The following is a 25,200-nucleotide window of genomic DNA, read 5'->3' on the forward strand; positions in this document are numbered from 1 at the left end:
GCAGATTAGACAAGATAGTCGAAGGGAGCAGAGTAAAATCTCACAGGAGGAGACGAATCATAGGGAAGCGGATGAAACGGCGCATATTCCAAGAAGGGTAAAGCAACCACCCCTCCTCCTACCCACTGACTCATGATGTGGGCCGGAATGTAAGCAGCTCCCAATACAGGGGCTTGTGAAAAAGCGTGCGCAAGTTCATGCGCGTTAAGCCATTTTTCATAGTCTGTATTTAATGCGTTGTAATACAGCGCTCCATTAGGGGTTGCATCAGTTATCACATTGCCAAAAGTAATAGCATAGTAAAAGTTGTTTGCACCACCTCGATAGAAGAAGGCTCCATCCCTGAACTCCGGCGCAGCGAAACCCGAAGACGCTAAACCCCAGGCGTGTCCGAACATATTACTTACTTGCCCGCACGCAATCCCTTCCTTAATCCCTTCCTTACCGCCGACCACGTAACCACGCAGACCATCCCGTACAATTCCAATGCCGACATTGGCATATGGGTTCGTTAAGTACAAATCCGAGAGGCCAAGGTCAGCCGGGATGGCACCCGCGGCAAATCCTCGAAAGAAACCTTCGGAGTTGCCGGTCTGTAGCCAACCGTTGATTCCGCTTCCAACCATCTGGCCAAGCATGCTTCCGCTGAAATTTGCCCCGACCAAGGCACTGCCGGCGAGTTTCGCACCAGTGATATGCGCTTGCCCAACAGAGCGCCAATCACCTGTAGACCATCCATACGCGGCGCCGAAACTAAGATTTGTCATTACGCCAACATTCGCCAAACCACCGACATACGGGATGCCACCTACTTCCCTGAGCACTTTCTGCGTGAATCTCTTGACATTTTTCTTTAGCCTCTTCCACCCCTTGCTCAGCCAAGAATGTCCGCTCGGGTCAATCAGCGAAAGCGGGTTGTTGATGACGTAGCTGTAGCGGTTGAAAGCCTGACTGTTGAGCGAGCTTGGGACGATCGTGTCCGGCGAGATGAACCGGCCGAGCACCGGGTCATAAAGCCGCGCGTTCATGTTGATCAGCCCGACCTCGTCGTCGTGCTCGTGGCGTGTGAAGCCTCGTGTCGTCGAGCTCGTGATCGGTCCCGTGGCGTCCTGGCCGTTGGGCTGGCGGCGCTTGCCGAACGGATCGAAGCTGAGGCGTTCGACCACATTGCCGTTCTCGTCCGTGATGGTATCCACCGAGTCCAGATGAGAGGTGTGGATATAGCGGGTAGGGCCGACATCGGCATCATCGGTCGAGCGGATTGCGACCAGGCTATTGCCCGCGTAGACGTAATGACGGTGCTCCGTTCCGGCATTTCCATTCACCCTTTCATACAGCCTTCCCACGTACATCGTCGTCGAACTCGGGCTCGCTTTTACGAGACGATTTCCGTTCGCGTCATAGCGGAATGTGATGGTCTGAGCGCCGGACCTGATGGTATACGGCTTGTTAAAGGACGTGTACGTTATCGCCCGTCCTCCACCGAGAACCATGTTGCCGTTGGCGTCGTATACGTAAGTCGCGTTTACGGAGCCGGACACGCCCGTTACCGCATGGGGCTTGCTGCCGTTCTGACCGTACGTGTAGTAGCCGGTATCGGACTTGTAGGTGATGTTCCCGATCGCGTCGTACTGGTAGGTCTTCGTAACGGCGCCGTTCGCCGTCACCAAACGGTTGAGGTCGTCGTAGACGAACGTCTCGTTTAGACCTTCAATCGCGTCCGATCGCGAAAGAAGGTTTCCGACGGCGTTGAAGGTGAAAGTCTGGTCCTGCACCTGCCCATCTGCATTCACACCCGTGCGAATGCTTTCGATGGTGCCCTTCTCATGATCATAAGTGCGCTGGCTCTTGATCCCATTTCCGAAATATTCGCTGGTGATTCGGCCGTGCGCGTCGGCATCGTCCACCTGCCAGACGAGGGAGTTGCTGCTCGCGTTGAGCACTTGCCAGAGGTGGCCATTTTCGTCGTATACCTGGCGAATGCTGTATCCGGTCCGCGGATACGTGATGGTCGCGACCCGCCCTAATTCGTCATAGGAGGTACGCGTCGAATACAGCACCCCTTGAATAGAGGTAAGGGCCAATTTCACGCGGCTCAGTTCATCGTAAGCGTACGTCTCCTCGAAGCCGTCCCAGCCCGTTACCCTTCGCAGCTTTCCGATGCCGTTTGTTGCCGTGTCGTACTCCCAGGTGCTCGTTCCCTCGGGTGCGGTCTTGGTTTTGATACGCCCCAGCACGTCGTAGCTGATGGCAACCGATTGTGCTTTCGCGTCGATTTGCTGCGTGAGCTCGCCTAGAGCGTTGTAGCCGTAAGTCCAGCTCCCCATATCCGGATCCTGCATGCCGATCTTCCGGCCACGCAGGTCGTACTGCATGCTCGTGACATTACCAAGTACATCGGTAACCGTGAGCAAATTCCCGAACGGGTCGTGTTTGAAATTTACGGTTCCCGCAAAATCCGTCGCCTCGACCGTCCAGCCCTGCGAGTTCCGGACCGTCGTCCGGGGTTGGCCCAGGGGATTTGTAACCGTCGTGACGAGGCCATTGTAAGCGGTCGTCGTCTGTCGGTTTCCGGGCGCCGTCGCCACTTTAATCCGCCCTAAGGGGTCGTACTCGTACTCTGTGCTGTGTACCGGCTCTCCTTGAAAATATGGATGCGACTCCCATTGGAGACGGCCCAACGAGTCGTAGCCCCTGTCTCTATGGATTTCCCTGTCTCCGAATCCGATGGTGACTTTCTTGGTTTCTCGGCCAAGGATGTCGAAGTACACCCAAGCGGAACCTGACCCGCTCGTCGTCGTTTCAATCGCGTATCCCGGACTGTAGCTGCTATAGACAATCGTGGATTGTGTCCCGTCAGGACGCCTCTCGCCCGTCTGGCGACCCAGGCCATCGTAGTCCCAACGGGTAACGAGCCCATTCGAATCCGTCTGACTATCCACGGCCCCGCTCCCCGGGTCATAGGTGAACGAGATGGTGTGACCTAGTGCGTTCGTTTTCTGGACGGGAAAGCGGCCCTGCGCATCGTACGCCTGATGCTCCGTGCGAGCGGTCAGCCCGTAACCACTTACGGTCTTGCTCGTACGATTGCCAAACGGATCGCCATAGCCATACGTCGTGGTCAAGGTCAGGCTTGGTTGATCGGGTTCGACGATCTCCTGGGTCAACCGACCCAAGGCGTCGTAGTTATAAGCCGTAACGCGAGTCTGCGGGGCCTGCCCTGGCGCTTCGCCCGTTATCTCCGATCGGACGAGTTGCCCCAGTATCCAGCTCGCGCTGTTATGTGCATAGAAGTTGTTCGTAGTTTTCTTCAGTCCGTCGCCAAAACTGGAGATCGTCGTGGTTGCATGTCCGCAACTGTCGAAGGTGGTGCTCGTGTTGACCGTGGTAACCAGTGCTCCGCTCAGCTCCCGGCTTTCCTCATAACTTGAATACAGCCCGGGTCGTCGAGTCCCTCCGCATACATTCGTCATCTGATTCCACGTGTTGGCGACGTACTTGACGCGCACCTCGCCCACGTAGGTTTCACTCACGGAAACGGTGCCATCAATTCCTGCCTCGCGATTCTGGTTGTAATACGTCACATGAACGAGCTCGTCGGGGCCTCGAACTTCCGTCCATCGAAAATCCAGAATCGCGTCTGCTATTGCGTGCCGCTTCAAACCGCCATATCGGTAAGTTGTCGTGCGAAATCCCCCATTTCCGTCGCTCTCGCCGGCGCTCGTGACAACAAACGCATGTGTTGCGAAGTCCTGATAGGGATAAAGGGAGTTGAAATCGCGAACGTGAAACAGCTCGTCGGTAACCGCTGCATAAACGACGGTGTTTTCGGCGCCTAACCCGTTTCTCGTATGCGAGACGACGTCCTGCGCCTGGCGATCTCCTCCCCAGTGATTGATAGTGACCGTGGGACTGTTAGGATCGCGGTAGACCAGCATGAGATCGGCCTTGCCGTCGCCATCGAAATCATCGGAAAACACTTGACCCCGGTAGGTGGAGCTGTCGACGGAGTTCCAATGGGATCCAACACCGGCGCCGCCGCTCCCTTCGCCGGCGTAGGCGAGCTTGCCGGAGGCATCCGAGTTCCAGTGATTGATAGTGACCGTGGAGCTGTTCGGATCGCGGTAGACCAGCATGAGATCGGCCTTGCCGTCGCCGTTGAAGTCGCCGACGAAGGGCTTGCCTTTGTAGGTGGAGCTGTCGACGGCGTTCCAATGCGGTCCGGTGCCGGCACCGCCATTGCCTTCGCCGGCGTAGGCGAGCTTGCCGGAGGCATCCGAGTTCCAGTGGTAGATGCTGACAGTAGGGCTGCTGGGGTCGCGGTAGACCAGCATGAGATCGGCTTTGCCGTCGCCGTTGAAGTCGCCGACGAAGGGCCTGCCTTTGTAGGTGGAGTTGTCGACCACGGTGTTCCAGTAGGCGTGGTGGCCGCCGGTGCCGGCACCGGCGTAGGCGAGCTTGCCGGAGGCATCCGAGTTCCAGTGATTGATAGTGACCGTGGAGCTGTTCGGATCGCGGTAGACCAGCATGAGATCGGCCTTGCCGTCGCCGTTGAAGTCGCCGACGAAGGGCTTGCCTTTGTAGGTGGAGCTGTCGACGGCGTTCCAATGCGGTCCGGTGCCGGCACCGCCATTGCCTTCGCCGGCGTAGGCGAGCTTGCCGGAGGCATCCGAGTTCCAGTGGTAGATGCTGACAGTAGGGCTGCTGGGGTCGCGGTAGACCAGCATGAGATCGGCTTTGCCGTCGCCGTTGAAGTCGCCGACGAAGGGCCTGCCTTTGTAGGTGGAGTTGTCGACCACGGTGTTCCAGTAGGCGTGGTGGCCGCCGGTGCCGGCACCGGCGTAGGCGAGCTTGCCGGAGGCATCCGAGTTCCAGTGATTGATAGTGACCGTGGAGCTGTTCGGATCGCGGTAGACCAGCATGAGATCGGCCTTGCCGTCGCCGTTGAAGTCGCCGACGAAGGGCTTGCCTTTGTAGGTGGAGCTGTCGACGGCGTTCCAATGCGGTCCGGTGCCGGCACCGCCATTGCCTTCGCCGGCGTAGGCGAGCTTGCCGGAGGCATCCGAGTTCCAGTGGTAGATGCTGACAGTAGGGCTGCTGGGGTCGCGGTAGACCAGCATGAGATCGGCTTTGCCGTCGCCGTTGAAGTCGCCGACGAAGGGCCTGCCTTTGTAGGTGGAGTTGTCGACCACGGTGTTCCAGTAGGCGTGGTGGCCGCCGGTGCCGGCACCGGCGTAGGACAGCGTGTCCGATGACTCCTGCCAAGCGAAGGTTGTCGGCGGCAAGCAATATCCACTGGCGTCGCATTCCCGAATAGCTTCGAGGCGCGATCGGCCTGTTGTCGGGCTCACTGCCGGTTGATACGAAAGCCGATAGTCTCGAACCGCGGTGGTACCCACGAAAGTGCGTATGTTCGTGAGCCGAACCGTTTGGGTGACACGCGATCCGATTTGGTAAAGCGTGATTACATCCGGTCGCTGACCGTATACGAACTGAACGGAGCTGTATGGAGCGATGCCGGCGGAGTCGTTGCCTGTGTACGAAATTTGAGTTGCATGATATTCGCCGTTCACGCTATCTTCGTAGTACGAAACGGACAGGAAGTTGCCGTTCTGATCCCGAGCTTTGTTTAGAGCCCAGATATATGCGTCGGTGCGACCAACGGCTTCGATGCGGGAATCCGCCGTGGTGCCGTACTCCATGATTCGGCCGTCAGGCTCATACAGGTAGAAGGAATTCGGATTGCTCGCCGTGCCGTTTGCGATGATCTTCTTCAGCGATTCCCGCTCGGTGCGATATTCATTACCTCCGATAAGCACGAGTCGCTCGCCGTCCAGGCAAAACCGATCGTTTGCATCGAAATTGACGCCGCTCTTGAAGCCATCCAGCTCAAACGTTGCACCACATCGGTGGATGATTGAAAGGCCGGCGATGCCCCAACCCACCCCGACGAGACCGTTACCGCCTTGCGAGTGGTATACAAGCCCGAGACTCGGCTGCATGCCGTTGGTCCCCGGTGGAACGGTGATTGGAACTGTGTAGGTCGCTGCGCCGGAAGCGTTCACCGCAAAGCTGCCGGGCGTCGTTCCAACTTGCGCCGTCGGCGTAATGACAGCCTGAGCAGGGAGAATGGCGTAAAAAGCGGCAACCACAAGACCGATTGCCCACTTCAAGGCAGGTCCCGGTCGTAGAAGGCTTCGGACGATTGCGGTGCTGAGTACGCGAGCGCAGAACGCGCTGCCGTGAGCGACAAGGACGTGCATGTCCGCCTCCCTGGCAGGCAGTGTCCGCTTTGATTCTTCTGGTCGACTGCCCGCGATTATTGTTATGCAGGTCTTCTTATTGTCTCTCGGCCGCCTGCGAAACGACCGTCATGCAGCAGCGACTTTAAAAGCGGATTTCCTCGGACGTCAAGTGCCCGTGCAATATCAGCACATCCTTATTCGCAGGTCGAATCGCTTCAGCGTTCGATGAGTACGACCGCCTGCGCGGCGATGCCCTCTCCCCGCCCCGTGAAGCCCAGGTGCTCGGTCGTCGTTGCCTTGACGTTCACGCAGTCGAGCGCGATCGCCAGGTCCTCGGCGATGTTCGCCGTCATGTGCGCGATGTGGGGCGCGAGCTTCGGGGCCTGGGCGATCACGGTGGCGTCGAGGTTGGCGATGCGCCAACCTCGCTTCGTGACCGCGTCGCGCACGCGGCGCAGCAGCACGCGGCTGTCGATGTTTTTGTATTGCGGGTCGCTGTCGGGGAAGTGGCGGCCGATGTCGCCGAGGGCGGCGGCGCCGAGGAGCGCGTCGCAGATCGCGTGGAGCAGGACGTCGGCGTCGGAGTGGCCGAGCAGACCTTTCTCGTAGGGAATCTTCACGCCGCCGATGATGAGGTCGCGGCCTTCGACCAGGGCGTGCACGTCGAAGCCCTGTCCGACGCGCATCATGGCGCGGGCCCCTGCTGCTTAAGGTAGAGCTCGGCGAGCACGAGGTCGGCGGGAAGCGTGATCTTGATGTTGTCGGCCCGTCCCTCGATCACTTTCGGGCGCGCGCCGACCCGCTCCATCGCGGCGGCTTCGTCGGTGACCTCCACGCCATCCGCCAGCGCGCGCTTAAGCGCGTCGCGCAGGGACCCGAGACGGAACATCTGAGGAGTGAGCGCGCGCCAGAGATTCTGCCGGGGAACCGTCTCGATCACGCGGCCTTCGGCATCCGCGCGCTTGACCGTGTCGGTGAGCGGCATGGCGAGCAGGCCTCCTTCGCCATCCGCCGAAACGGCATCGATCAGCTTATCGAGATCCGAATGGCGAATGCAGGGACGCACCGCATCGTGAACCAGCACCCAGTCGTCCTCGCGCGCGGTCTTGGCCAGGACGATGAGCGCGTTCAGCACGGTCGCGGCGCGCGTCGCGCCGCCTTCCGAAGTCCCCATCAACCTGGGAAAGATCACGGGCCGCATCTTCTCCCAATGGACGTCGTCGCGCGATATGCCGACGAGCACGCCCTGCAGGCGCGCGTAGCCACACAGTCGTTCGAGCGTATGGAGGATAACAGGCCGGCCGAGCAGCGGGAGGTACTGCTTGGGGAGGGCCGCCTTCATGCGGGTCCCCGTCCCGGCCGCGGGAACGAGGCCCCAGATGCCTGTCGCCGCGGACACGATAGCAGGGAGACCTTGTTAGGAAGCCTCTGAATGGGTCGTCATTGCGAGGAGGGAAGCGACGAAGCAATCTCGCCACCGCCCGACTGCCTGGGACACCGGATTGCTTCGCTGCGCTCGCAATGACCGAAGAGCCGCTGAGCCAGGGTTTCCCTAGCTGGTGCCGTTCACGCCGATGCAGTCGCGGATCTGGTTGATGGCCGCCTCGGTCGTCATGCCCTGCACCGCCGCGATCTCGCGGGCGAGATAGCCGCTCGCGGTCTCGAGCAGCATGGACTCTTCGAACGACAGCCCCGACTGCTTCTTCCAGCGCATAAGATCGCGCACCACCTCGCCGATCTCAAGGTACGAGCCGGTGTTGATCTTGCGCTCGATCTCCTTGCAGCGCTCGGCCCAGTTGCCGCCGGTGACGCGCTTGCTGCTCTTCGCGGACAGCACCTTGTAGAGGTCTTTCAGCTTGCGGTTGTTGAGGAGCGGGCGGATGCCGCACTTCTCCACGTTGTCCTCGGGGACCTTTACCGTCATCTTGGTCTCCGGGATATGGATGACCAGGCACGGCCTGAAATCGTCGGCGACGTAGATTTCTTCGACTGCCTGGATCACGCCCACACCGGCCGAGGGATAAAACACGGTATCGCCGACTTTGAAGCGAGGGCGTTTCGCAGCCATCAATCGTCTCCCAATGGTTAGTTTTGTTGCCGCGCCGGATTGGCAACTTATTGCTATCTATTGCCAATTCCGCTGAGATTATGCCGGTAAGCCCCTACTCTGACAAGCGTTTCGAAAGGGCCGACGACGTGCACCTGCTGGGCTACAATAGCGCGCCTTTTTGAGCCCTTTATCATGAGTTCCCCGCTGTCGGCATCGGAAAAAATCGTTTCGGCCTCGCCACTTGATCCGGTTTTGCCCTCCTCACCGGGGGAGCGGCTGGCCTGGACGCGGCTTCTAGGAAGCGCGCGGGGACTCGCGCTCGCCATGGCGGCCGCGCGCCATCGCGGGCCCCTGCTCGTGGTTACCCGCAGCGTCAGCGAGGCGAACCAGCTCGAAGACGAAATCCGGTTCTACCGCACCGATCCCGCGCTTCCGGTGCTGCCCTTCCCGGACTGGGAATGCCTGCCTTACGACATCTTCTCCCCGCACCAGGAGCTCGTTTCGCAGCGCCTTTCGACGCTCTACCGGTTGCCCGGGCTGTCGCGCGGTGTGGTGATCGCCGCCGTCTCGACGCTCCTTTACCGCCTCGCCCCGCGCGAGTACGTGGCCGGCCACAGCCTGATGCTCTCGGCCGGCGAACGGCTCGACCTCGACCCGTTCCGGGAGCAGCTCGTCCGGTCGGGTTACCACGCCGTCTCCCAGGTGATGGAGCCGGGCGAGTACGCGGTCCGCGGCGGGCTCGTGGACCTCTACCCGGTGGGCGCTCCCAGGCCGTACCGCATCGATCTCTTCGGCGACACGGTCGACTCGATCCGGGAGTTCGATCCCGAGACCCAGCGCTCCGGCGCGTCGCTCTCGTCCGTGCAGCTCCTGCCCGCGCGGGAGTACCCGCTCACGGAATCGGCGATCCAGCGGTTCCGCCAGACGTTCCGCGCCCGGTTCGAGGGGGACCCGCAGAAAGTCGGGATCTACCGGGACGTGAGCAAAGGCATCGCGCCGGCCGGCGCGGAATTCTTCCTGCCGCTTTTCTTCGAGCGCACGGCGTCGCTCTTCGATTACCTCCCCGGGTCCGGCGTCTGCGTACTCGAGGACGGCACGGAGCAGGCCGCGGCCGACTTTCTGCGCGAAGCGCGAGGCCGCTACGAGCAGCTTCGGTACGACGTGGAGCGCCCGCTGTTGCCGCCCGAGGAGATCTTCATCGGCCCGGAAGCGTTCGACGCCTCGCTGAAGGGGTACCCCTGCGTGACGCTCCGCGACTTCTCGAGCGAGGCCGCCTCCTCCGGCAAGACCGTCGACTACGGCACGGCCGCTCCGGCGGAGCTGCGCGTCGATCACCACAGCGCAAAACCCTACGGCAGCCTGTACGACTACGTGGACGCCTATGCCGGCCGCGCGCTCATCGTCGCCGAGACCGCCGGTCGCCGGGAGACCCTGCACGCCCTGCTCCAGGACCACGGCCTCGACGTCCGGGACGTGGCCGGCTGGGCGGAGTTCCTGAAGAGCGACGCGCGACTCGGCCTCACGGCGGCGCCCCTCGATCGCGGCCTGGCCCTCACCGACCCGGCCATCGCGGTCATCGCCGAATCGCAGCTCTACGGCGAGCGGGCCGTGCAGCGGCGCCGGCGGCAGAAAGCGGAGCGCGATCCGGCCGCGATCATCCGCAGCCTCGCCGAGCTGCAGGTCGGCGACGCCGTCGTCCACGAAGACCACGGCGTCGGTCGTTACCTCGGCCTGCAGACCATCGACGTGGGGGACGGGCCGACCGAGTTCATCTGCCTCGAGTACGCCGACGGCGACAAGCTGTATCTGCCGATCCTGTCGCTGCACCTCATCACGCGCTACACCGGCACCGACCCGGAACAGGCGCCGCTGCACAAGCTGGGCGGCGAGGCGTGGGAGAAGGCCAAGCGACGCGCCCTCGAGAAGGCCTACGACGCGGCGGCGGAGCTGCTCGAGGTCTACGCCCTGCGCGCGGCGCGCAAGGGGCACGCGTTCAACGCCCGCGATGTCACTTATCACGGCTTTGCCGAATCGTTCCCCTTCGAAGAGACGCCCGACCAGGCGCGCGCAATCGACGAGGTCATGCGCGACATGGAGACCGAGAAGCCCATGGACCGGCTCGTGTGCGGAGACGTGGGCTTCGGCAAGACCGAGGTGGCGATGCGCGCGGCGTTCCTCGCCGTTCACGGCGGGAAGCAGGTGGCGGTGCTGGTGCCGACGACCCTGCTCGCGGCGCAGCACTATCAGAACTTCAAGGACCGCTTTGCCGGCACCCCCTACCGCGTCGAGCTGCTCTCCCGCTTCCGCAGCGCCTCCGAGGCGATGGAGGTGCTCGAGGGCCTCAAGGCCGGCAAGGTCGACATCGTCATCGGCACGCACCGCCTGCTGCAGACCGACGTGCGTTTCGACCGGCTCGGGCTGCTCATTCTCGACGAGGAGCACCGCTTCGGCGTGCGGCAGAAAGAGCGGCTCAAGCAGCTGCGCGCCGAGGTCGACATCCTGACGCTCACCGCCACCCCCATCCCGCGCACGCTCAACATGGCGCTCGCGAACCTGCGGGACATCTCGATCATCGCGACCGCCCCCGAGGGTCGGCTCGCGATCAAGACGCTCGTCGCCGAGTGGAACCGGGACCTGATCCGCGAGGCCTGCCTGCGCGAGATCCGCCGGGGCGGCCAGGTGTACTACCTGCACAACGAAGTCCGCACCATCGAGCGCGCCGCGCGCGAGCTGAAGGAGCTGATTCCCGAGGCGGAGATCGGCGTCGCCCACGGCCAGATGCCCGAGCGCGAGCTCGAGCGCGTCATGCTCGACTTCTACCACCGGCGCTACAACATCCTGGTCTGCTCGACGATCATCGAGTCCGGCATCGACGTGCCGACGGCGAACACGATCGTCATCGAGCGCGCCGACAAGTTCGGGCTGGCGCAGCTGCACCAGCTTCGCGGGCGCGTCGGGCGCTCGCATCACCGTGCCTACGCGTACCTGCTGATTCCCGGACGCAACGCGATCACGGCCGACGCCCGCAAGCGGCTGGAGGCGATCGAGTCGCTGGAGGAGCTCGGGGCGGGCTTCGCGCTGGCCTCGCATGACCTGGAGATCCGCGGCGCCGGCGAGCTGCTGGGCGAGCAGCAGAGCGGCGAGATCGACGAAGTGGGCTTCGCGCTGTATTCGGAATTGCTCGAGCGCGCGGTGCGGTCGCTGCGGGCGGGCGAAAAGCTGCCGGCGAAGACGGAGTCGCGGGAGGTCGAGATCAACCTGCACGCGCCCGCACTGTTGCCGGAAAATTACCTACCCGACGTGCACATGCGGCTCGTGCTCTACAAGCGCATCGCGAGCGCCGAGAGCCTGGAGGCGCTGCAGACTCTTCAGGAAGAGATCGTCGACCGGTTCGGGGTGTTGCCCGAGGCGGGGAAACGCCTGTTCAAGGCGGCCGAGCTCAAGGTCCGCGCGGCGCCGCTCGGCATCAAGAAGGTCGACGCCGGAGCGAAGGGTGCGCGTATCGAGTTCGTCGAGAAGCCTCCGATCGACCCGGGCGCCATCATCCGGCTGCTGCAGTCCGCGCCGCGCACCTATCGACTCGACGGCCCGAACCGCCTGCGCATCCTCACCGAGATGCCCGATCCCGAATCGCGGGTCAAGACGATCACAAAGCTTTTCGACACCTTGGCGCCCGCCAGGGTCGAAAAAGAGGAGCTGAGAGCGTAGGCAGAAGGACTCGTCAGAGGTCGTTGCCAGGAGCGCAGCGACGAAGCACCCTCGCCGCACATCGAAACGCCGCATCAGACTGCTTCGCTACGCTCGCAATGACCGCTTTGGCGCTTGCCGGATCGAGGACGAGCAGGATTAATGACCGAAGCAATCTCTTCGAGATTGCTTCGCTATGCCCGCAATGACGGGTCGGGACCCTCCGCCTCTTCAGCAGGTGGTCCCTTTATAGTTCTGCCTCCGCCGCCGGGGCGGATTTCTTCTCCAGCTCCGGGAATAGCACGTCCTCGTACCCGAGCAGTCTCAGATCCTTGAGCCGCATCGGGTAGAGCACCCCGTCGATGTGATCGCACTCGTGCTGGACCACGCGGGCGTGGAATCCCGAGACGGTCCGATCGATCGGGGCGCCGTGGCGGTCGTAGCCAGTATAGCGGATCGTTCGATGGCGGCCGACGAGACCCCGCATGCCCGGGACGCTCAGGCACCCCTCCCAGCCTTCCTCCTGTTCGTTGCCGATCGGGTGGATGACCGGATTGATCAGTATGGTTTCGGGAACCGGCTCCGCCTGCGGGTAGCGCGGATTGGCCTTGACGCCGAAGATGACCAGGCGCAGCGAGACGCCGATCTGCGGGGCCGCGAGCCCGGCGCCGTTGTACGCCGCCATGGTGTCGAACATGTCCTCGATCAGCCTGTCGAGCTCCGGCGTACCGAACTCCTTGACCGGCTCCGCCCGCCGGTACAGCACCGGCTCGCCCATCTTCAGCACTCTTCTGACGGCCATCGGTCCGTCCTCGAAATCGTCCGGGAATTGCCGGATACTATAGCGAATCGTTCGGAGCGGAAGAAACGTGAAACGCCTATTCGTTACGGTTTGTCTGGTCTTGGCCACGCTCACCGCGCACGCCGTGACGACGAGCCCGCCCGTGCCGAGCTACGACATCGAGGTGCTGGTGTTCGAGATGCGGCTGCCCGAATACGAGGGGGCCGAGCTCTGGACCACCGACAACCTGAAGCCGGTGGACACCGCCGACGCGGTTGTCGCCGGCGAGACGCCGGTCGCCTCCGAGCTCTCCAACGCCGCCACCGCCATTCGCTCCGACCCCCGGTTCCGGGTTCTGCTGCACAAGCGCTGGACCCAGCCGGCCGAGGCGCGCTCCGCGAGCAAGCCCGTCCTGCTCAGCACCGGCGACCGCGAGCTCGACGGCACGCTGCGTTTCTATATCGCCCGATTCCTGCATCTGGAGATGAACCTCACCTTCCAGCCGCTGGCGCTCGTGCAGACGGCCTTCCCGGCCGAATCGCAGGCCTTCCAGATCAACGAGCAGCGCCGGATCAAGACGCAGGAGCTGCACTACTTCGATCATCCCAAGTTCGGGGCGATCGTACGCGTGGTGCCGACGGGGAAGGGATAGTCCGTCAGTCCGCGAACGCCGGACCGAATCAGGGACGCCGGCTCGCGACCATGCGCACCATTTCCGGCAGCGCCTGCTCGAGGGTGACGGCGGGTCGGAAGTCCAGGTCTCGCGCGATCCTGTCGGACCGGTAACACGCCGAGCCGAGGAGTTTTTCGAGCGCCTCGCCGTTGAGCGGCAGTCGTTTGCCCGTCAACCGTTCGAGGGCGTCGCCCATGCGCGCCCCCGCTTGTAACACCGCCTTCGGGACGGTCCAGGACGGCGGGGTGCGGCCGAGCGCGCGACAGATCGCCAGATAGATTTGGCGGGTGGAGTAGTACAGGCCGTCCGTGACTATATAAAGGTGGCCGGGCGCGCGCTCGTGTCCGGCAGCGAGCAGGAGCGCCGTGACGGCGTCCTCCACGTGCACCATGGAGCGACGGTTTCCGACTTCGGGCAAGGGCGGGAAGCGGCCCGCATCGACGGCGGCGATCATGCGCACGAGGCTTCCTTTCGGGTTCGGGCCGTACACCATCGGGAGGCGCAGCACGACGGTTTCCATCCCTTCGCGCCCGGCCTGCGCCACGAGCGCCTCGGCCGCGAGCTTGGCCCGCCCGTAAGCCGAAACCGGGTGCGGCTCGGTCGCCTCGTCCAGGCAGTCTGCCCCGCCTTCCCCCATCGCCTTGACGCTGCTCATGAACACGAACCGCCGCACGCCGGCGGCCCGCGCCTCGGCGAGCAGGCGCCGGGTCCCTTCGACGGTCACCTGCCGGTGCGCTTCTTCCTCATCCGACCCCCGCCTGTCTTCGGATTCCGCCCGGCTCGCGAGATGCATGACGGCGTCTGCGCCTTCGCAGGCGCCGCGCAACGACGCCGGGATCCCGAGGTCACCCCGGCGCCGCTCGACGTCCGCCGGCAGCCGGCCCTCGGCGGCCGTTCCCCGCACCATGGCGATCACCGCGTCGCCGCGACCGAGAAGGCTGGAAACGAGACGGCTGCCGATGAACCCCGTGGCACCCGTAACAAGAATCCGGCGTGACGCGGAAGAGGTCATCCGGGGAGAAAGGCAGGCGAATTACGATCCGGCGTGACTGGCGAGAAAATCGTCGTATGCCCTTCGTATGCCTTCCGGAAGATTCGTCCTGGCCTTCCAGCCGAGCCGGTGCAGGCGAGTCACGTCGAGTATCTTTCGCGGCGTCCCGTCGGGCTTGGAGGAATCCAGGACGATCTCGCCCCGGAAGCCGACCACGTCGCCGACGAGCCGCGCGAGGTCATGAATGGTGAGGTCCTCCCCCACCCCGATGTTGATCAGCTCGCCGATTTCGGCGGCGCCGTACCGCTCGAGCAGGAAGATGCACGCATCGGCGAGGTCGTCGCTGTAGAGGAACTCGCGGCGCGGCGTGCCGGTTCCCCAGATCGTGACCTCCCGGTCGCCGCGCGCCTTCGCTTCGTGCATTTTCCGGATGAGGGCGGGCAGGACATGCGATGATTCCAGGTCGTAGTTGTCGCCCGGACCGTACAGGTTGGTGGGCATCACGGAAAAGAAGTCGGTGCCGTACTGGCGATTGTAGGCCGCGCACATCTTGATGCCGGCGATCTTGGCGACGGCATACGGCTCGTTGGTCGGTTCCAGCGGACCCGTCAGCAGGTACTCTTCCTTCAGGGGCTGGGGGGCGAGCTTCGGGTAGATGCAGCTCGAACCCAGGAACAGCAGCTTCCGGACACCGTGCCGCCAGGCGGCGTGTATCACGTTGGCGCCGATCATGAGGTTCCGGTAGATGAAGTCGGCGCGGTAGGTGTCGTTCGCGAGGATGCCGCCCACCTTCGCTGCCGCGAGGAGCACGTATTCCGGCCGCTCCCGGGCGAAGAACGCGTCGACGGCCGCCTGGCCGATCAGGTCGAGCTCCGCGTGGGTGCGGGTGACGATGTTCTCGTAGCCGCCCGCGTGCAGGCGCCTGAGCAGGGCCGAGCCCACGAGGCCGCGATGGCCGGCGACGTAAACCTTGCTCGCGGGCTGCATGCGCCTACTCGCGATAGTCGTAGGCGGCGTAGCCGTGGCGCTTCACGAGCGCGTCGCGCTCGGCGGCCTTGAGATCCGCGCTTACCATCTCCGCCACGAGCTCGCGGAAGCCGACCTTGGGTGACCAGCCGAGGGTCTCCCTGGCTTTCGTCGGATCTCCGAGGAGTGTTTCGACCTCGGTCGGCCGGAAATAACGCGGATCGATGCGCACGACGACCTGCCCGCGCTTCAGCGCGGTCTTGCTCCCCGCCGCGATCCCGGAGACGACGCCCTTTTCGTTCGCGCCGCTGCCCTCCCAGCGCAGGTCGAATCCGAGCTCCCCGGCGGCGGCATTCAGGAAATCCCGCACCGAGTACTGCTCGCCCGTCGCGATGACGAAGTCGTCCGGCTGTGGCTGCTGAAGGATGAGCCATTGCGCCTCTACATAATCCCGAGCATGCCCCCAGTCGCGCCGCGCGTCGAGGTTGCCCATGTAGAGGCAGTCCTGGAGTCCCAGGTGTATACGGGCGAGTCCGCGCGTGATCTTGCGCGTCACGAAGGTCTCGCCGCGGATCGGGGACTCGTGATTGAAGAGGATGCCGTTGCAGGCATAGAGGCCGTACGCCTCGCGGTAGTTCACCGTGATCCAGTACGCGTAGAGCTTGGCCGCGGCGTACGGCGAACGCGGATAGAACGGCGTCGTCTCCTTCTGCGGGGTCTCCCGCACCTTGCCGTAGAGCTCCGACGTCGACGCCTGGTAGTAGCGCGATTTCTTCTCCAGCCCGAGGATACGTATCGCCTCCAGCAGCCGCAGCGCGCCGAGCGCGTCGGAATCCGCCGTGTACTCCGGCTCTTCGAACGAGACCTGCACGTGGCTCTGCGCGGCAAGGTTGTATATCTCGTCCGGCTGCACCTGCTGCACGACGCGGATCAGGCTGCTCGAATCCGTCATGTCCCCGTAATGCAGGACGAGCCGGCGGCCCGGCACGTGTGGGTCCTGATACAGGTGGTCGATGCGATCCGTGTTGAAGAGCGACGTGCGGCGCTTGATTCCGTGCACCTCGTAACCCTTGTGCAGCAGGAACTCGGCGAGGTACGCACCGTCCTGTCCGGTGATGCCCGTGATCAGCGCTTTCTTCATCGAAACTCCCGTCTGGTTATCGGCCGGACCCCACGAGCGGAATCGCCGCCTCGAGCAATTCGCGAACCCGGGCCATGCCCGTCTTCAGGTACTTGTCGATCTCGCTCAGGCTGATCTCGCCTTGCGCCTTGCCGGCGGCGGGATTGACGATCACGGCGACCGAGGCATAGCAGAGTCCCAACTCGCGCGCGAGCCCGGCCTCCGGCATTCCGGTCATGCCGACGACGTCGCAGCCGTCGCGTTCCATCCGGCGGATCTCGGCCGCCGACTCGAACCGCGGGCCCTGCGTCGCGCCATAGGTCCCGCCTTCGAGCAGCGCCATGCCCGCCCGCCGGCCGGCCTCGAGCAGCGCACGCCGCATCCCGGGGCAGTACGGTTCGGTGAAATCCACGTGCGTCACTTTCCGGTGCTCGCTGCCGAAGAAGGTGTGCGCCCGGCCCCACGTGTAGTCGACGATCTGGTCCGGCACGACCAGCGTGGTCGGCGTCAGGTAGCCGGGCGAGATTCCGCCCACCGCGTTGACGGCGACGACGCACTCGACGCCGATCTGCCTGATCGCCCAGATGTTCGCGCGATAGTTGATGTCGTGCGGCGGAATGGTGTGGCTCTGCCCGTGGCGCGGAAGGAAGACGACTTCGCTCCCGCCCAGCTCCCCGTGCACGAGCGGCGCCGAGGGCTCGCCGTACGGCGTGCGCATGACCTCCCGGCGGGTGATCTTGAGGTCCTTGAGCTGGGTGAGTCCGCTGCCGCCGATGATGGCAACGGCGGTCATGTCGGCAACCGCTCCGCGTAGATGCCGTGCGCGTTTCTCAGGTAGCCCTTGTAGTCCATGCCGTACCCGAACACGTACCGGTCGGGGACGTCGAGTCCGACGAACTCGACGCTCACGTCGCAGATACGGGTTCGTTGCTTGACCACCAGCACGGCCTTGAGCACGTCGCGCGCACCCTCCGTCCGGTAGCGCGCCTCGATGCCCGCCAGCGTGGCGCCTTCGTCCAGGATGTCGTCGACGAGGAGCACGACGCGGTCCCGCGCCGGCTGCGTCGGACCCGCGCGCCACTGCAGTTGGTCGCCCTGGAGCCGCCCGGCATAGCGGGTGGCGTGCACGTAGTCGATCTCGAAGGGGAACTGCAGGCGGGGAAGGAGCTTGCCGAAAGGAACGACCCCGCCGGTCATGATGCAGACCAGGAGCGGATCCTCGTGGCCGAGTCGCGCGGTGATGGCCTGGGCCATGCGGTCGAGCGCCGCTTCGACCGCATCGGCGGGATAAAGGCAGTCGGCCTGTCGCAGCACCTCCCAGGCCTGCTGCGCGCTGATCGCTTTCAAACTAGTACGTGAAGGTCACGACGTCATCGTCCATCGCCTGGCTGATGACGTAGGCGCCTCCCACCGTCTCCTCGACCTCCGGGATCAGCTCGTTGCCCCAGAGCTCGAGCGTCGGGGTGCACACCTTGAACTTCACCCCCGCCTCGTGGGCATCCTTGATGAAGTCGTACACCGTCTTCGGGCTGCCTTCCTGAACCCGGAGCTTCTCCGCGACGCCCTTGATCGCCAGCTCTCCGGCCCGCGCGGTGAGTATCACCTCCACCTCGTACTCCATCGCGGCCGCCACGGTCGCCTGGAAGAACGGCGCGCCGAGCTCCGACGGACTGGTCGGGTCGGTGTTCACCATCACGATCATGAGCTTGTCCGCCATTCGGCACTCTCCAGCTTGGATGGCGGGCCATTATATCGGCCGCCCTATCGAGGGAAAAGCGAGAAAAAGCGGCGTCGGTGACGGAAATCGCGCTGTCGAACGACCGGTGACCGGCCTGTCCGCGCCTGCTCGCAGGTGAACAGAGGGACATGGGACCGAAGATGCCGGCCGGGCGCCGGATCCCTTCCCGCCACTCTCCGGGTCGCCGGTCCGATGGGTTAGAGCTTCAGGCTCCTGATATAGGAACGGAACTTTTCATTCAGTTCGGGGTGCTCCAGCGCATACTCCACGGTTGCCTGCAGATAACCCATCTTGCTTCCGCAGTCGAAGCGCTTGCCGACGAATTCGTAGGCGATGACCTGCTCCTCGGCGAGCAGGGCGGCGATCGCGTCCGTCAACTGAATCTCGCCCCCCGCTCCACGCGGCACTTTCTCGAGCAGATCGAAGATGCGCGGCGTCAGTATGTACCGGCCCACGACGGCCAGATCGGAGGGCGCCGCGTCCGGGCTCGGCTTTTCCACCATGCCCTTCACCCGGTACAGACCGCGCTGCATCGGCTCGGGATCCACGATGCCGTAGCTCGCGGTTTCCTCACGCGGGACGCGCTGTACGCCGATGATCGAGCACTTGTATCGGCGGTAGATCTCCACCATCTGCTCGAGCACGGTCGGCGTGGCGCGAATCAGGTCGTCGGCGAGCATGACCGCGAACGGCGCGTCGTCGACGACGGCGCGGGCGCACAGCACCGCATGCCCGAGACCGAGGGCCTCGGGCTGGCGGGTGTAGATGCAGGCGACGCCCTCGGGGAGGAAGTTCCGGACCTTGTCGAGAAGCTTCTTCTTGCCCTTGGCCTCCAGCTCGGTTTCCAGCTCGTAGGCCTTGTCGAAGTGGTCCTCGATCGACCGCTTGTGCCGACCGGTCACGAAGATGAGCTCGTCCATTCCGGCCGCGATCGCCTCCTCGGCCGCGTACTGGATGATCGGCTTGTCGACCACCGGCAGCATCTCCTTCGGGCTCGCCTTCGTGGCCGGCAGAAAGCGCGTCCCCAGGCCGGCGACCGGAAGTACCACTTTTTTGAGCGTTCTCATGCGCTGTCCATTTTCCAATCGCGTTCTACGCGATGATTCCCTTCCCCCGCAGGAGGTCGATCACCTGGTCCGCGCAGTACTGAAGAGGCTGCGTGCCGGTATCGACCGTCAACTCGGGGCGCTTCGGTTCCTCGTAAGGCGACGAGATGCCGGTGAAGTCCTTGATCTCGCCGGCCCGCGCCCGCTTGTACAGGCCCTTGATGTCGCGCTGCTCGCACACCTCGACGGAGCATCGGCAGTAGATTTCGTTGTAGTCGGCGCCGAGCCGCTCGCGCGCGCGCTGCCGGTCCTTCTCGAACGGCGAGATGAACGCGGCGAACGCGATGATGCCGGCATCGACGAACAGCTTGCCCATCTCCACGATCCTGCGGATGTTCTCCCGGCGGTCTTCGGCGGTGAAACCCAGATCGCCGCACAGCCCGTGCCGGACGTTGTCGCCGTCGAAGACGTACGTCCGGCATCCCAATTGGTGCAGCCGCTCCTCGACGGTATGCGCCAGCGTCGACTTGCCCGCTCCCGACAGGCCCGTGAACCAGAGGACCGCTCCCTTGTGCCGGTTCAGCTTCTCGCGGCGGCTCCGCGTGACCGTGGCGTTGTGCCATACGGCGTTGCTCGATTTCAGCTCGTTCATGTTATTGCCTCGCCCCCGCGCCCGATGCCGATGTGCGTGAAGCCGAGACCTCGGAGCTGGGCGGGATCGTACTGGTTGCGACCGTCGAAGACGATCGGGCTTTTCATAAGGGTCTTGACCAGGGTGAAATCGGGATGGCGGAAGGGCTTCCACTCGGTGATCAGCACCAGCGCGTCGGCACCCTTTAGGGCGTCGTACTGCTGCTCCACCAGCTGGAGCTGACCCGATTCGAACCACGTGCGCGGGAGGTCGCGCCTGGCCACTTCGAGCGCGGCCGGGTCGTAGGCTTTCACGCGGGCGCCGGACGCGATGAGGTCGCGCAGCAGCACGGTCGAAGGCGCCTCGCGCATGTCGTCCGTGCCCGGCTTGAAGGAAAGTCCCCATAGCCCGAAAGACCGTCCCGCGAGCTGCGGCCCGAAGTGTTGCAGGATCTTCTGGTACAGCACCCGCTGCTGGGCGTGGTTGCGCGCCTCGACGGCGTTCAGGAGCATCGGCTCGAAGCCCGTCTGGCGGGCCATCTGGATGAGGGCGCGCACGTCCTTGGGAAAGCACGAGCCGCCGTACCCCGCGCCCGGGTATATAAAGGAATAGCCGATCCGGCTGTCCGAGCCGATCCCGAGGCGCACGTTCTCCACGTCGACGCCCATGCGGTCGCACAGGCCGGCGATCTCGTTCATGAACGAGATCTTGGTGGCCAGCATCGAGTTCGCCGCATATTTCGTCATCTCCGCGTCCCGCACGCCCATGAAGATGATGCGCTCGTGCGTGCGCATGAACGGGGCGTAGAGCTCGCGCAGGACCTCGCGCGCGCGCTCGCTGTCCGAGCCGATGATGATGCGATCGGGGCGCATGAAATCCTGGACGGCGTCGCCCTCTTTCAGAAACTCCGGGTTGCTGACCACGTCGAAGTCGACGCTCAGCCCGCGTTGCTGGAGCTCGCCCCGGATGACGCCCGCGACCCGCTCGGCGGTGCCGACGGGTACCGTGGACTTGTCCAGGACCACCGTGTACTGGCTGATCCGCCGACCGATGTCGCGCGCGACGGCCAGGACGTACTGCAGGTCCGCCGAGCCGTCTTCTCCCGGCGGGGTGCCGACGGCGATCATGTAGACCGGGGCTTCGGCGCCCGGGTCGGCAAGCGAGGTCGCGAAACGCAGTCGCCCCTGCTTCTGATTCTCCGTCACGATCGTTTCCAGACCGGGCTCGTAAATCGGCAGTATGCCTTCGCGCAGACGCGCGATCTTCTGCTCGTCCACGTCGACGCACGTGACGGCGTTTCCCATCTCCGCGAGACACGCGCCCGTCACGAGTCCGACGTAGCCCGTCCCGATTACCGTTAGCTTCACGGACTTCCTCCGCTGTTCGTCATGCCTGTCGGCGACCCGGTTCCGTTGCCGTCGGGTGCCGCTTCTGCTCCCAGGTCCAGGCGTGCCGGATGATGGTTTCGAGCTCGTTGAATCGGGGCCGCCATCCGAGCTCGTCCATCGCCCGTTTCGAATCGGCGACCAGCACTGCGGGGTCGCCTTCCCTCCGCGGCGCCCGTTCCACCGGCACCGTCCGGCCCGTGACCGCTTCGACCGTCCGAATGACCTCGTTGACCGAGTACCCCCGGCTGTTCCCCAGGTTGTAGGCCGCGCTCTGGCCGCTACTGCGCAGCCGCTCCAAGGCGAGCAAATGCGCCTGACAGAGATCCACGATGTGGATGTAGTCGCGCACGCAGGTCCCGTCCGGAGTCGGGTAATCGTCCCCGAACACGCTCACCGACGGACGTCTGCCCGCGGCGGCCTGGAGGACGAGCGGAATGAGGTGCGTCTCCGGCTCGTGCCGCTCCCCGAGCTGTCCGTCCGGATCCGCGCCGGCGGCGTTGAAGTAGCGCAGACTGACGGATTTCAGCCCGTAAGCCCGGTCGTAGTCGGACAGCACGCGTTCGACCGCCCACTTCGAGAAGCCGTACGGATTGATGGGCCGCTTCGGATGCGCCTCGTCGATCGGGGTGTAGTCCGGCTCGCCGAAGATCGCGGCCGACGACGAGAAGACGAAGCTCCGCACGCCGTGGGCGGCCATGGCGTCGAGCAGGGTCAGCGTATGGGTGACGTTGTTCCGGTAATACTTCGCGGGGTCACGCACCGACTCCCCGACCTGTATGAACGAGGCGAAGTGCATGACGGCATCGAACTTCCGCCGGCCGAAAAGCGCGTCCAGGCAGGCGCGGTCACCCGTGTCGCCCTTCACGAACTCGCCGCCCACCACCGCGTCGCGGTAACCGCACGACAGATCGTCGAGCGTCGCGACCTCCGCCCCCTGCCCCAGCAGCATCTTGACCATGTGGGAGCCGATGTAGCCGGCGCCCCCTGTGACGAGGACTCTCAAGGGCCGGCTCTCCGTCAGCTTGGAACGGCACGAACGCGAGCGTCGTCCGGCACAGCGCCCACCGATGCGGCGACGAATCGCTCAAGGAGCTTGCGCAGCTCCGCCTCGTCGTACGCGTTGCAGGCCTGCGCCATCATGTCGAGATCCTTTTCGACGACGCTCAGTTCGATAGTCCGGCTCTTGGCGAGCAGCAGCTTTGGATGCGGCGTCTGTATCAGCTCCTCGCCCGCCTGGAACAGCTCCTCCCGCACCTTCTCGCCGGGGCGCAAACCCGTATACACGATCTGGATGTCCTCGCCGGGTTTCTTCCCCGACAGCAGGATCAGCTGCTCGGCGAGGTAACGAATGTTTACCGGCTCGCCCATGTTCAGCACGAAAATCTCTCCGCCGCCACCCATGCTGCTCGCCTGCAAAATGAGCTGCGCTGCTTCCGGGATGGTCATGAAGTACCGGGTCATCTCCGGATCGGTTACCGTGACCGGTCCGCCTTCCGCGATCTGCTTCTGAAAGAGCGGGATGACGCTGCCCGCCGAGCCCAAGACGTTGCCAAAACGCACTGTAATGAACTTCGTCTCCGAACGTTGACTCAGGCTCTGACAATACATCTCGGCGAGATGCTTGGTGGTGCCCATGATGTTCGCGGGCTTGACCGCCTTATCTGTCGAGATGAGCACAAACGAATGACACCGGTACTTCTCTGCCAACCGGGCGACGGTCCGCGTGCCGAGCACGTTGTTCCGGACCGCCGATCGGACCTGCCCTTCGAGCATTGGCACGTGCTTGTATGCAGCCGCGTGGAAAATGACGGCCGGCCGGTACTTATCGATATTCTCTTCAGTCAGAGTCGGGTCGCCGATATCACCGAGCACGAGCTCGAGGTGCAGTCGGGGAAAAGCGGTTTTGAGTTCCAGTTCGATCTTGTAGAGGTTGTATTCGTTTTGCTCGAAAACGATCAACGGCGATGGATCGAGTCGCGCCAGCTGCCGGCACAGCTCGGATCCAATGGACCCGCCCGCGCCCGTCACCATGATGGGTCGCCCCCGGTGCGCGCGTGTTATCGAATCCCAGTCAAGGCGAACCGGCTCGCGGCCGAGCAGGTCGTCGATCTCGACATTGCGCAGGTCCCGGATGCTCACCCGGCCGCTCACCAGGTCATCGAGTGGAGGCAACGTGCGAAAAGGAAGGCCAGTTTTCTCGCACGCTTCGACGACCTTCCTTCGGTTCCGCGAACTTACGCCGGGCAACGCGATGACGATGAGGTCCGCCTGACAATCGGCTGCAATGCGCGGAACGTCATTAGTTGTCCCGAGGACCGGAATGCCGTGTATCTCCTTTCGGATTTTACCCGGGTCGTCGTCGATGAACGCGACCGGCAGGTAGGACGACGACGAGTCGCGCAACAAGTCCCGCGCGAGCTGCTCCCCGGCGCGCCCGGCGCCGATGATCAACGCGCGCCTTCCCTCTTCCCGACTGGAGTTCTGATCCTTCAAGGAACGATAAAGAAAGCGAGGACCGCCGAGGAACAGCACCAGCAGGGCCGCGTGGATTATGAAGACTGAGCGCGGAACGTCCTCGAGCCGCGTCAGGACGAAGCTGATGGCGGCACCGACAACGACGCCGACGAGAACCGCCTTGACGATGCGCGACAGGTCCTGAAGCGATGCGAAACGCCACAGTCCCCGGTAAAGGCCGAAGTACCAGAATAGAGCCGCCTGGCTCGCCCAAATAACGGGCAGAAGAACCAGGGCCTGTCTCAAGTACTCGTCCGGTATGGTCTCGAGGTTGAACCGGAGCCAGTAAGCCGAGAGCCAAGCGGACGGCACCATGACGAGGTCATGGGCAAACGCCGCCCAGCTAGATTGAAATCGCTTCAGGAACAATGCCACTTCGATATTCTTATAATCCAGTCGTGCGGGCGGAGTATACACCGATCCCGTTAAGCTCGATCATGCCGGCGAACCGACTCGGGCCTCGAGCCTGTTAACGCCGAGGAAATACGTACCGTAGATCAGCGTCCAACCTACGATGATCGCCCACTGCATGCCTTCCGAAGCGTGGACACCCACAACCGCGCTGACGGAGCAGCCAAGCATGAAGGCATACTGCAGAAGAACAGTCCTGCGATGCCCCCAACCCGCCCGGACGAGTCGCTGGTAGTAATGCGTCCGGTGAGGCTCCCATATCCGTTCCCCGCGCACCAGTCGGCGCACGAGAGTCACCGTGGCATCGACGATGAACGGCGAAAAGATCAGGATCGCGCACCATAGTGGAAACATGCGCTCGCGCACGCCCCACACAACAAACCCGGCAGCGAAGAGACCCAGCGTCGAGGAGCCCACATCGCCCATGAAGATCCGCGCGGGCGGAAAATTGCAGACAAGAAATCCCACCGCCGACGCGGCGATCACCGCACTCACGAGTGCGAAATCCGGATGGCCCGCAAGCCACCCGAGCGCACTTAACGTGGCAAAGCCGCTGACCGTCATGCCCCCGGCAAATCCGTCCATCCCGTCCATGAAGTTGTAGAGATTGATCATCCAGGCCATCAACCCGATCGTAACCGTCACCCCGAGCCAGCCGGCCACTCGCAGATCGAAACCCGGGAGATCTATCTCGGTAAGATACAGGCCGGAGATCGCGAGGGCGCCGGCGACGGCAAGATGAACCAACGCTCGAAAAGATGCCGGCAACGGTCGGCGATCATCGACATACGCGACACATGCCAGAACCGCTCCTGCGATGCCGAGCGACCACAGTGCCGCCAGGTCAGGACGTCGCAGCACCGCGGCGATACCGGCAAGATAGACGGCGGCAAGAATCGCCACCCCTCCCATGCGAGGCGTGGGAGCCGTATGGAGCGAGCGCGCGTTCGGATGGTCGA

19 protein-coding genes are annotated in these 25,200 nt (G+C 63.7%); 2 read left to right on the forward strand and 17 right to left on the reverse strand.

Translation table 11 applies throughout. The features are described from left to right. Positions 1-5 precede the first annotated feature (5 nt). The 4 genes from SVA_RS09920 to SVA_RS09935 all read right to left on the reverse strand — a co-directional run bounded on the left by SVA_RS09920 (position 6) and on the right by SVA_RS09935 (position 8,313). Positions 6-6,173 (reverse strand): FG-GAP-like repeat-containing protein, encoded by a 6,168-nt coding sequence (locus tag SVA_RS09920; protein ID WP_169924049.1) that lies wholly within the window; start codon positions 6,171-6,173, stop codon positions 6-8. Between the two features lie 287 nt (positions 6,174-6,460). Further along, a complete protein-coding gene (gene ispF, locus SVA_RS09925) occupies positions 6,461-6,931 on the reverse strand; it encodes a 2-C-methyl-D-erythritol 2,4-cyclodiphosphate synthase (RefSeq protein ID WP_096462909.1) in 471 nt (156 codons plus the stop codon). Next, positions 6,931-7,644 (reverse strand): 2-C-methyl-D-erythritol 4-phosphate cytidylyltransferase, encoded by a 714-nt coding sequence (ispD, locus tag SVA_RS09930; RefSeq protein ID WP_096461068.1) that lies wholly within the window; start codon positions 7,642-7,644, stop codon positions 6,931-6,933. Before ispD ends, ispF begins: the two co-directional genes overlap by 1 nt. 153 nt (positions 7,645-7,797) lie before the next feature. After that, complete coding sequence (locus tag SVA_RS09935) at positions 7,798-8,313, reverse strand: CarD family transcriptional regulator (RefSeq protein WP_096461069.1); 516 nt, start codon at positions 8,311-8,313, stop codon at positions 7,798-7,800. Positions 8,314-8,487: 174 nt separating this feature from the next. On the opposite strand from SVA_RS09935, the gene mfd reads away from it, so the two are divergent. Then, positions 8,488-12,003, forward strand: a complete 3,516-nt coding sequence (mfd, locus tag SVA_RS09940; protein WP_096461070.1) for a transcription-repair coupling factor — start codon at positions 8,488-8,490, stop codon at positions 12,001-12,003. Between the two features lie 226 nt (positions 12,004-12,229). Here the strand turns inward: mfd and def are convergent, their stop codons facing one another. Further along, positions 12,230-12,784, reverse strand: coding sequence for a peptide deformylase (gene def, locus SVA_RS09945; RefSeq protein ID WP_096461071.1), 555 nt, complete (start codon positions 12,782-12,784; stop codon positions 12,230-12,232). 100 nt (positions 12,785-12,884) lie between these two features. Between def and SVA_RS09950 the strand changes: the two genes are divergently transcribed. Beyond that, positions 12,885-13,415: a CsiV family protein gene (locus SVA_RS09950; RefSeq protein WP_096461072.1), complete on the forward strand. Its 531-nt coding sequence runs from the start codon at positions 12,885-12,887 to the stop codon at positions 13,413-13,415. Between the two features lie 28 nt (positions 13,416-13,443). Here the strand turns inward: SVA_RS09950 and SVA_RS09955 are convergent, their stop codons facing one another. The 12 genes from SVA_RS09955 to SVA_RS10010 form a co-directional block, all read right to left on the reverse strand. Further along, the gene (locus SVA_RS09955) at positions 13,444-14,448 is read right to left on the reverse strand and encodes an NAD-dependent epimerase/dehydratase family protein (RefSeq protein WP_096461073.1); all 1,005 of its coding nucleotides are present in this window, start codon (positions 14,446-14,448) and stop codon (positions 13,444-13,446) included. Between the two features lie 21 nt (positions 14,449-14,469). Further along, the gene (locus SVA_RS09960) at positions 14,470-15,414 is read right to left on the reverse strand and encodes a GDP-L-fucose synthase family protein (RefSeq protein ID WP_096461074.1); all 945 of its coding nucleotides are present in this window, start codon (positions 15,412-15,414) and stop codon (positions 14,470-14,472) included. 4 nt (positions 15,415-15,418) lie between these two features. After that, positions 15,419-16,534, reverse strand: a complete 1,116-nt coding sequence (gmd, locus tag SVA_RS09965; protein WP_096461075.1) for a GDP-mannose 4,6-dehydratase — start codon at positions 16,532-16,534, stop codon at positions 15,419-15,421. Positions 16,535-16,550: 16 nt separating this feature from the next. Further along, the gene (locus SVA_RS09970) at positions 16,551-17,306 is read right to left on the reverse strand and encodes an S-methyl-5'-thioinosine phosphorylase (protein ID WP_096461076.1); all 756 of its coding nucleotides are present in this window, start codon (positions 17,304-17,306) and stop codon (positions 16,551-16,553) included. Beyond that, positions 17,303-17,860 carry a hypoxanthine-guanine phosphoribosyltransferase gene (locus SVA_RS09975; protein WP_096461077.1) on the reverse strand — a complete coding sequence of 186 codons (558 nt, stop codon included), beginning with the start codon at positions 17,858-17,860 and terminating at the stop codon, positions 17,303-17,305. The genes SVA_RS09970 and SVA_RS09975 overlap by 4 nt, the downstream gene beginning before the upstream one ends. Position 17,861: 1 nt before the next feature. Continuing rightward, a complete protein-coding gene (locus SVA_RS09980; protein ID WP_096461078.1) occupies positions 17,862-18,230 on the reverse strand; it encodes a DsrE family protein in 369 nt (122 codons plus the stop codon). Positions 18,231-18,448: 218 nt separating this feature from the next. Next, positions 18,449-19,318: a UTP--glucose-1-phosphate uridylyltransferase GalU gene (gene galU, locus SVA_RS09985; RefSeq protein ID WP_096461079.1), complete on the reverse strand. Its 870-nt coding sequence runs from the start codon at positions 19,316-19,318 to the stop codon at positions 18,449-18,451. A 25-nt stretch (positions 19,319-19,343) separates the two neighbouring features. Further along, complete coding sequence (gene cysC, locus SVA_RS09990; RefSeq protein ID WP_179948788.1) at positions 19,344-19,949, reverse strand: adenylyl-sulfate kinase; 606 nt, start codon at positions 19,947-19,949, stop codon at positions 19,344-19,346. Continuing rightward, positions 19,946-21,295 (reverse strand): UDP-glucose dehydrogenase family protein, encoded by a 1,350-nt coding sequence (locus tag SVA_RS09995; protein WP_096461080.1) that lies wholly within the window; start codon positions 21,293-21,295, stop codon positions 19,946-19,948. Before SVA_RS09995 ends, cysC begins: the two co-directional genes overlap by 4 nt. A 19-nt stretch (positions 21,296-21,314) precedes the next feature. Further along, entirely contained in the window at positions 21,315-22,319 is a 1,005-nt protein-coding gene (galE, locus tag SVA_RS10000; protein ID WP_096461081.1) for a UDP-glucose 4-epimerase GalE, read from the reverse strand. Positions 22,320-22,333: 14 nt separating this feature from the next. Further along, positions 22,334-24,205, reverse strand: coding sequence for a polysaccharide biosynthesis protein (locus SVA_RS10005; RefSeq protein ID WP_148665440.1), 1,872 nt, complete (start codon positions 24,203-24,205; stop codon positions 22,334-22,336). 60 nt (positions 24,206-24,265) lie between these two features. After that, positions 24,266-25,153, reverse strand: a complete 888-nt coding sequence (locus SVA_RS10010; protein ID WP_096461083.1) for an MraY family glycosyltransferase — start codon at positions 25,151-25,153, stop codon at positions 24,266-24,268. Positions 25,154-25,200: the final 47 nt, after the last annotated feature.

Source organism: Sulfurifustis variabilis, assembly GCF_002355415.1.
GTDB lineage: Bacteria > Pseudomonadota > Gammaproteobacteria > Acidiferrobacterales > Sulfurifustaceae > Sulfurifustis > Sulfurifustis variabilis.

Bases quoted from the DNA above. Each gene is read 5' to 3' on its own strand.
- gmd (WP_096461075.1), bottom strand. From the start codon at position 16,534: ATGAAGAAAGCGCTGATCACGGGCATCACCGGACAGGACGGTGCGTAC.
- mfd (WP_096461070.1), top strand. From the start codon at position 8,488: ATGAGTTCCCCGCTGTCGGCATCGGAAAAAATCGTTTCGGCCTCGCCA.
- galU (WP_096461079.1), bottom strand. From the start codon at position 19,318: ATGAGAACGCTCAAAAAAGTGGTACTTCCGGTCGCCGGCCTGGGGACG.
- SVA_RS09955 (WP_096461073.1), bottom strand. From the start codon at position 14,448: ATGACCTCTTCCGCGTCACGCCGGATTCTTGTTACGGGTGCCACGGGG.
- SVA_RS09960 (WP_096461074.1), bottom strand. From the start codon at position 15,414: ATGCAGCCCGCGAGCAAGGTTTACGTCGCCGGCCATCGCGGCCTCGTG.
- SVA_RS09970 (WP_096461076.1), bottom strand. From the start codon at position 17,306: ATGACCGCCGTTGCCATCATCGGCGGCAGCGGACTCACCCAGCTCAAG.
- cysC (WP_179948788.1), bottom strand. From the start codon at position 19,949: ATGAACGAGCTGAAATCGAGCAACGCCGTATGGCACAACGCCACGGTC.
- def (WP_096461071.1), bottom strand. From the start codon at position 12,784: ATGGCCGTCAGAAGAGTGCTGAAGATGGGCGAGCCGGTGCTGTACCGG.
- SVA_RS09980 (WP_096461078.1), bottom strand. From the start codon at position 18,230: ATGGCGGACAAGCTCATGATCGTGATGGTGAACACCGACCCGACCAGT.
- ispF (WP_096462909.1), bottom strand. From the start codon at position 6,931: ATGCGCGTCGGACAGGGCTTCGACGTGCACGCCCTGGTCGAAGGCCGC.
- SVA_RS10010 (WP_096461083.1), bottom strand. From the start codon at position 25,153: ATGGGAGGGGTGGCGATTCTTGCCGCCGTCTATCTTGCCGGTATCGCC.
- SVA_RS09935 (WP_096461069.1), bottom strand. From the start codon at position 8,313: ATGGCTGCGAAACGCCCTCGCTTCAAAGTCGGCGATACCGTGTTTTAT.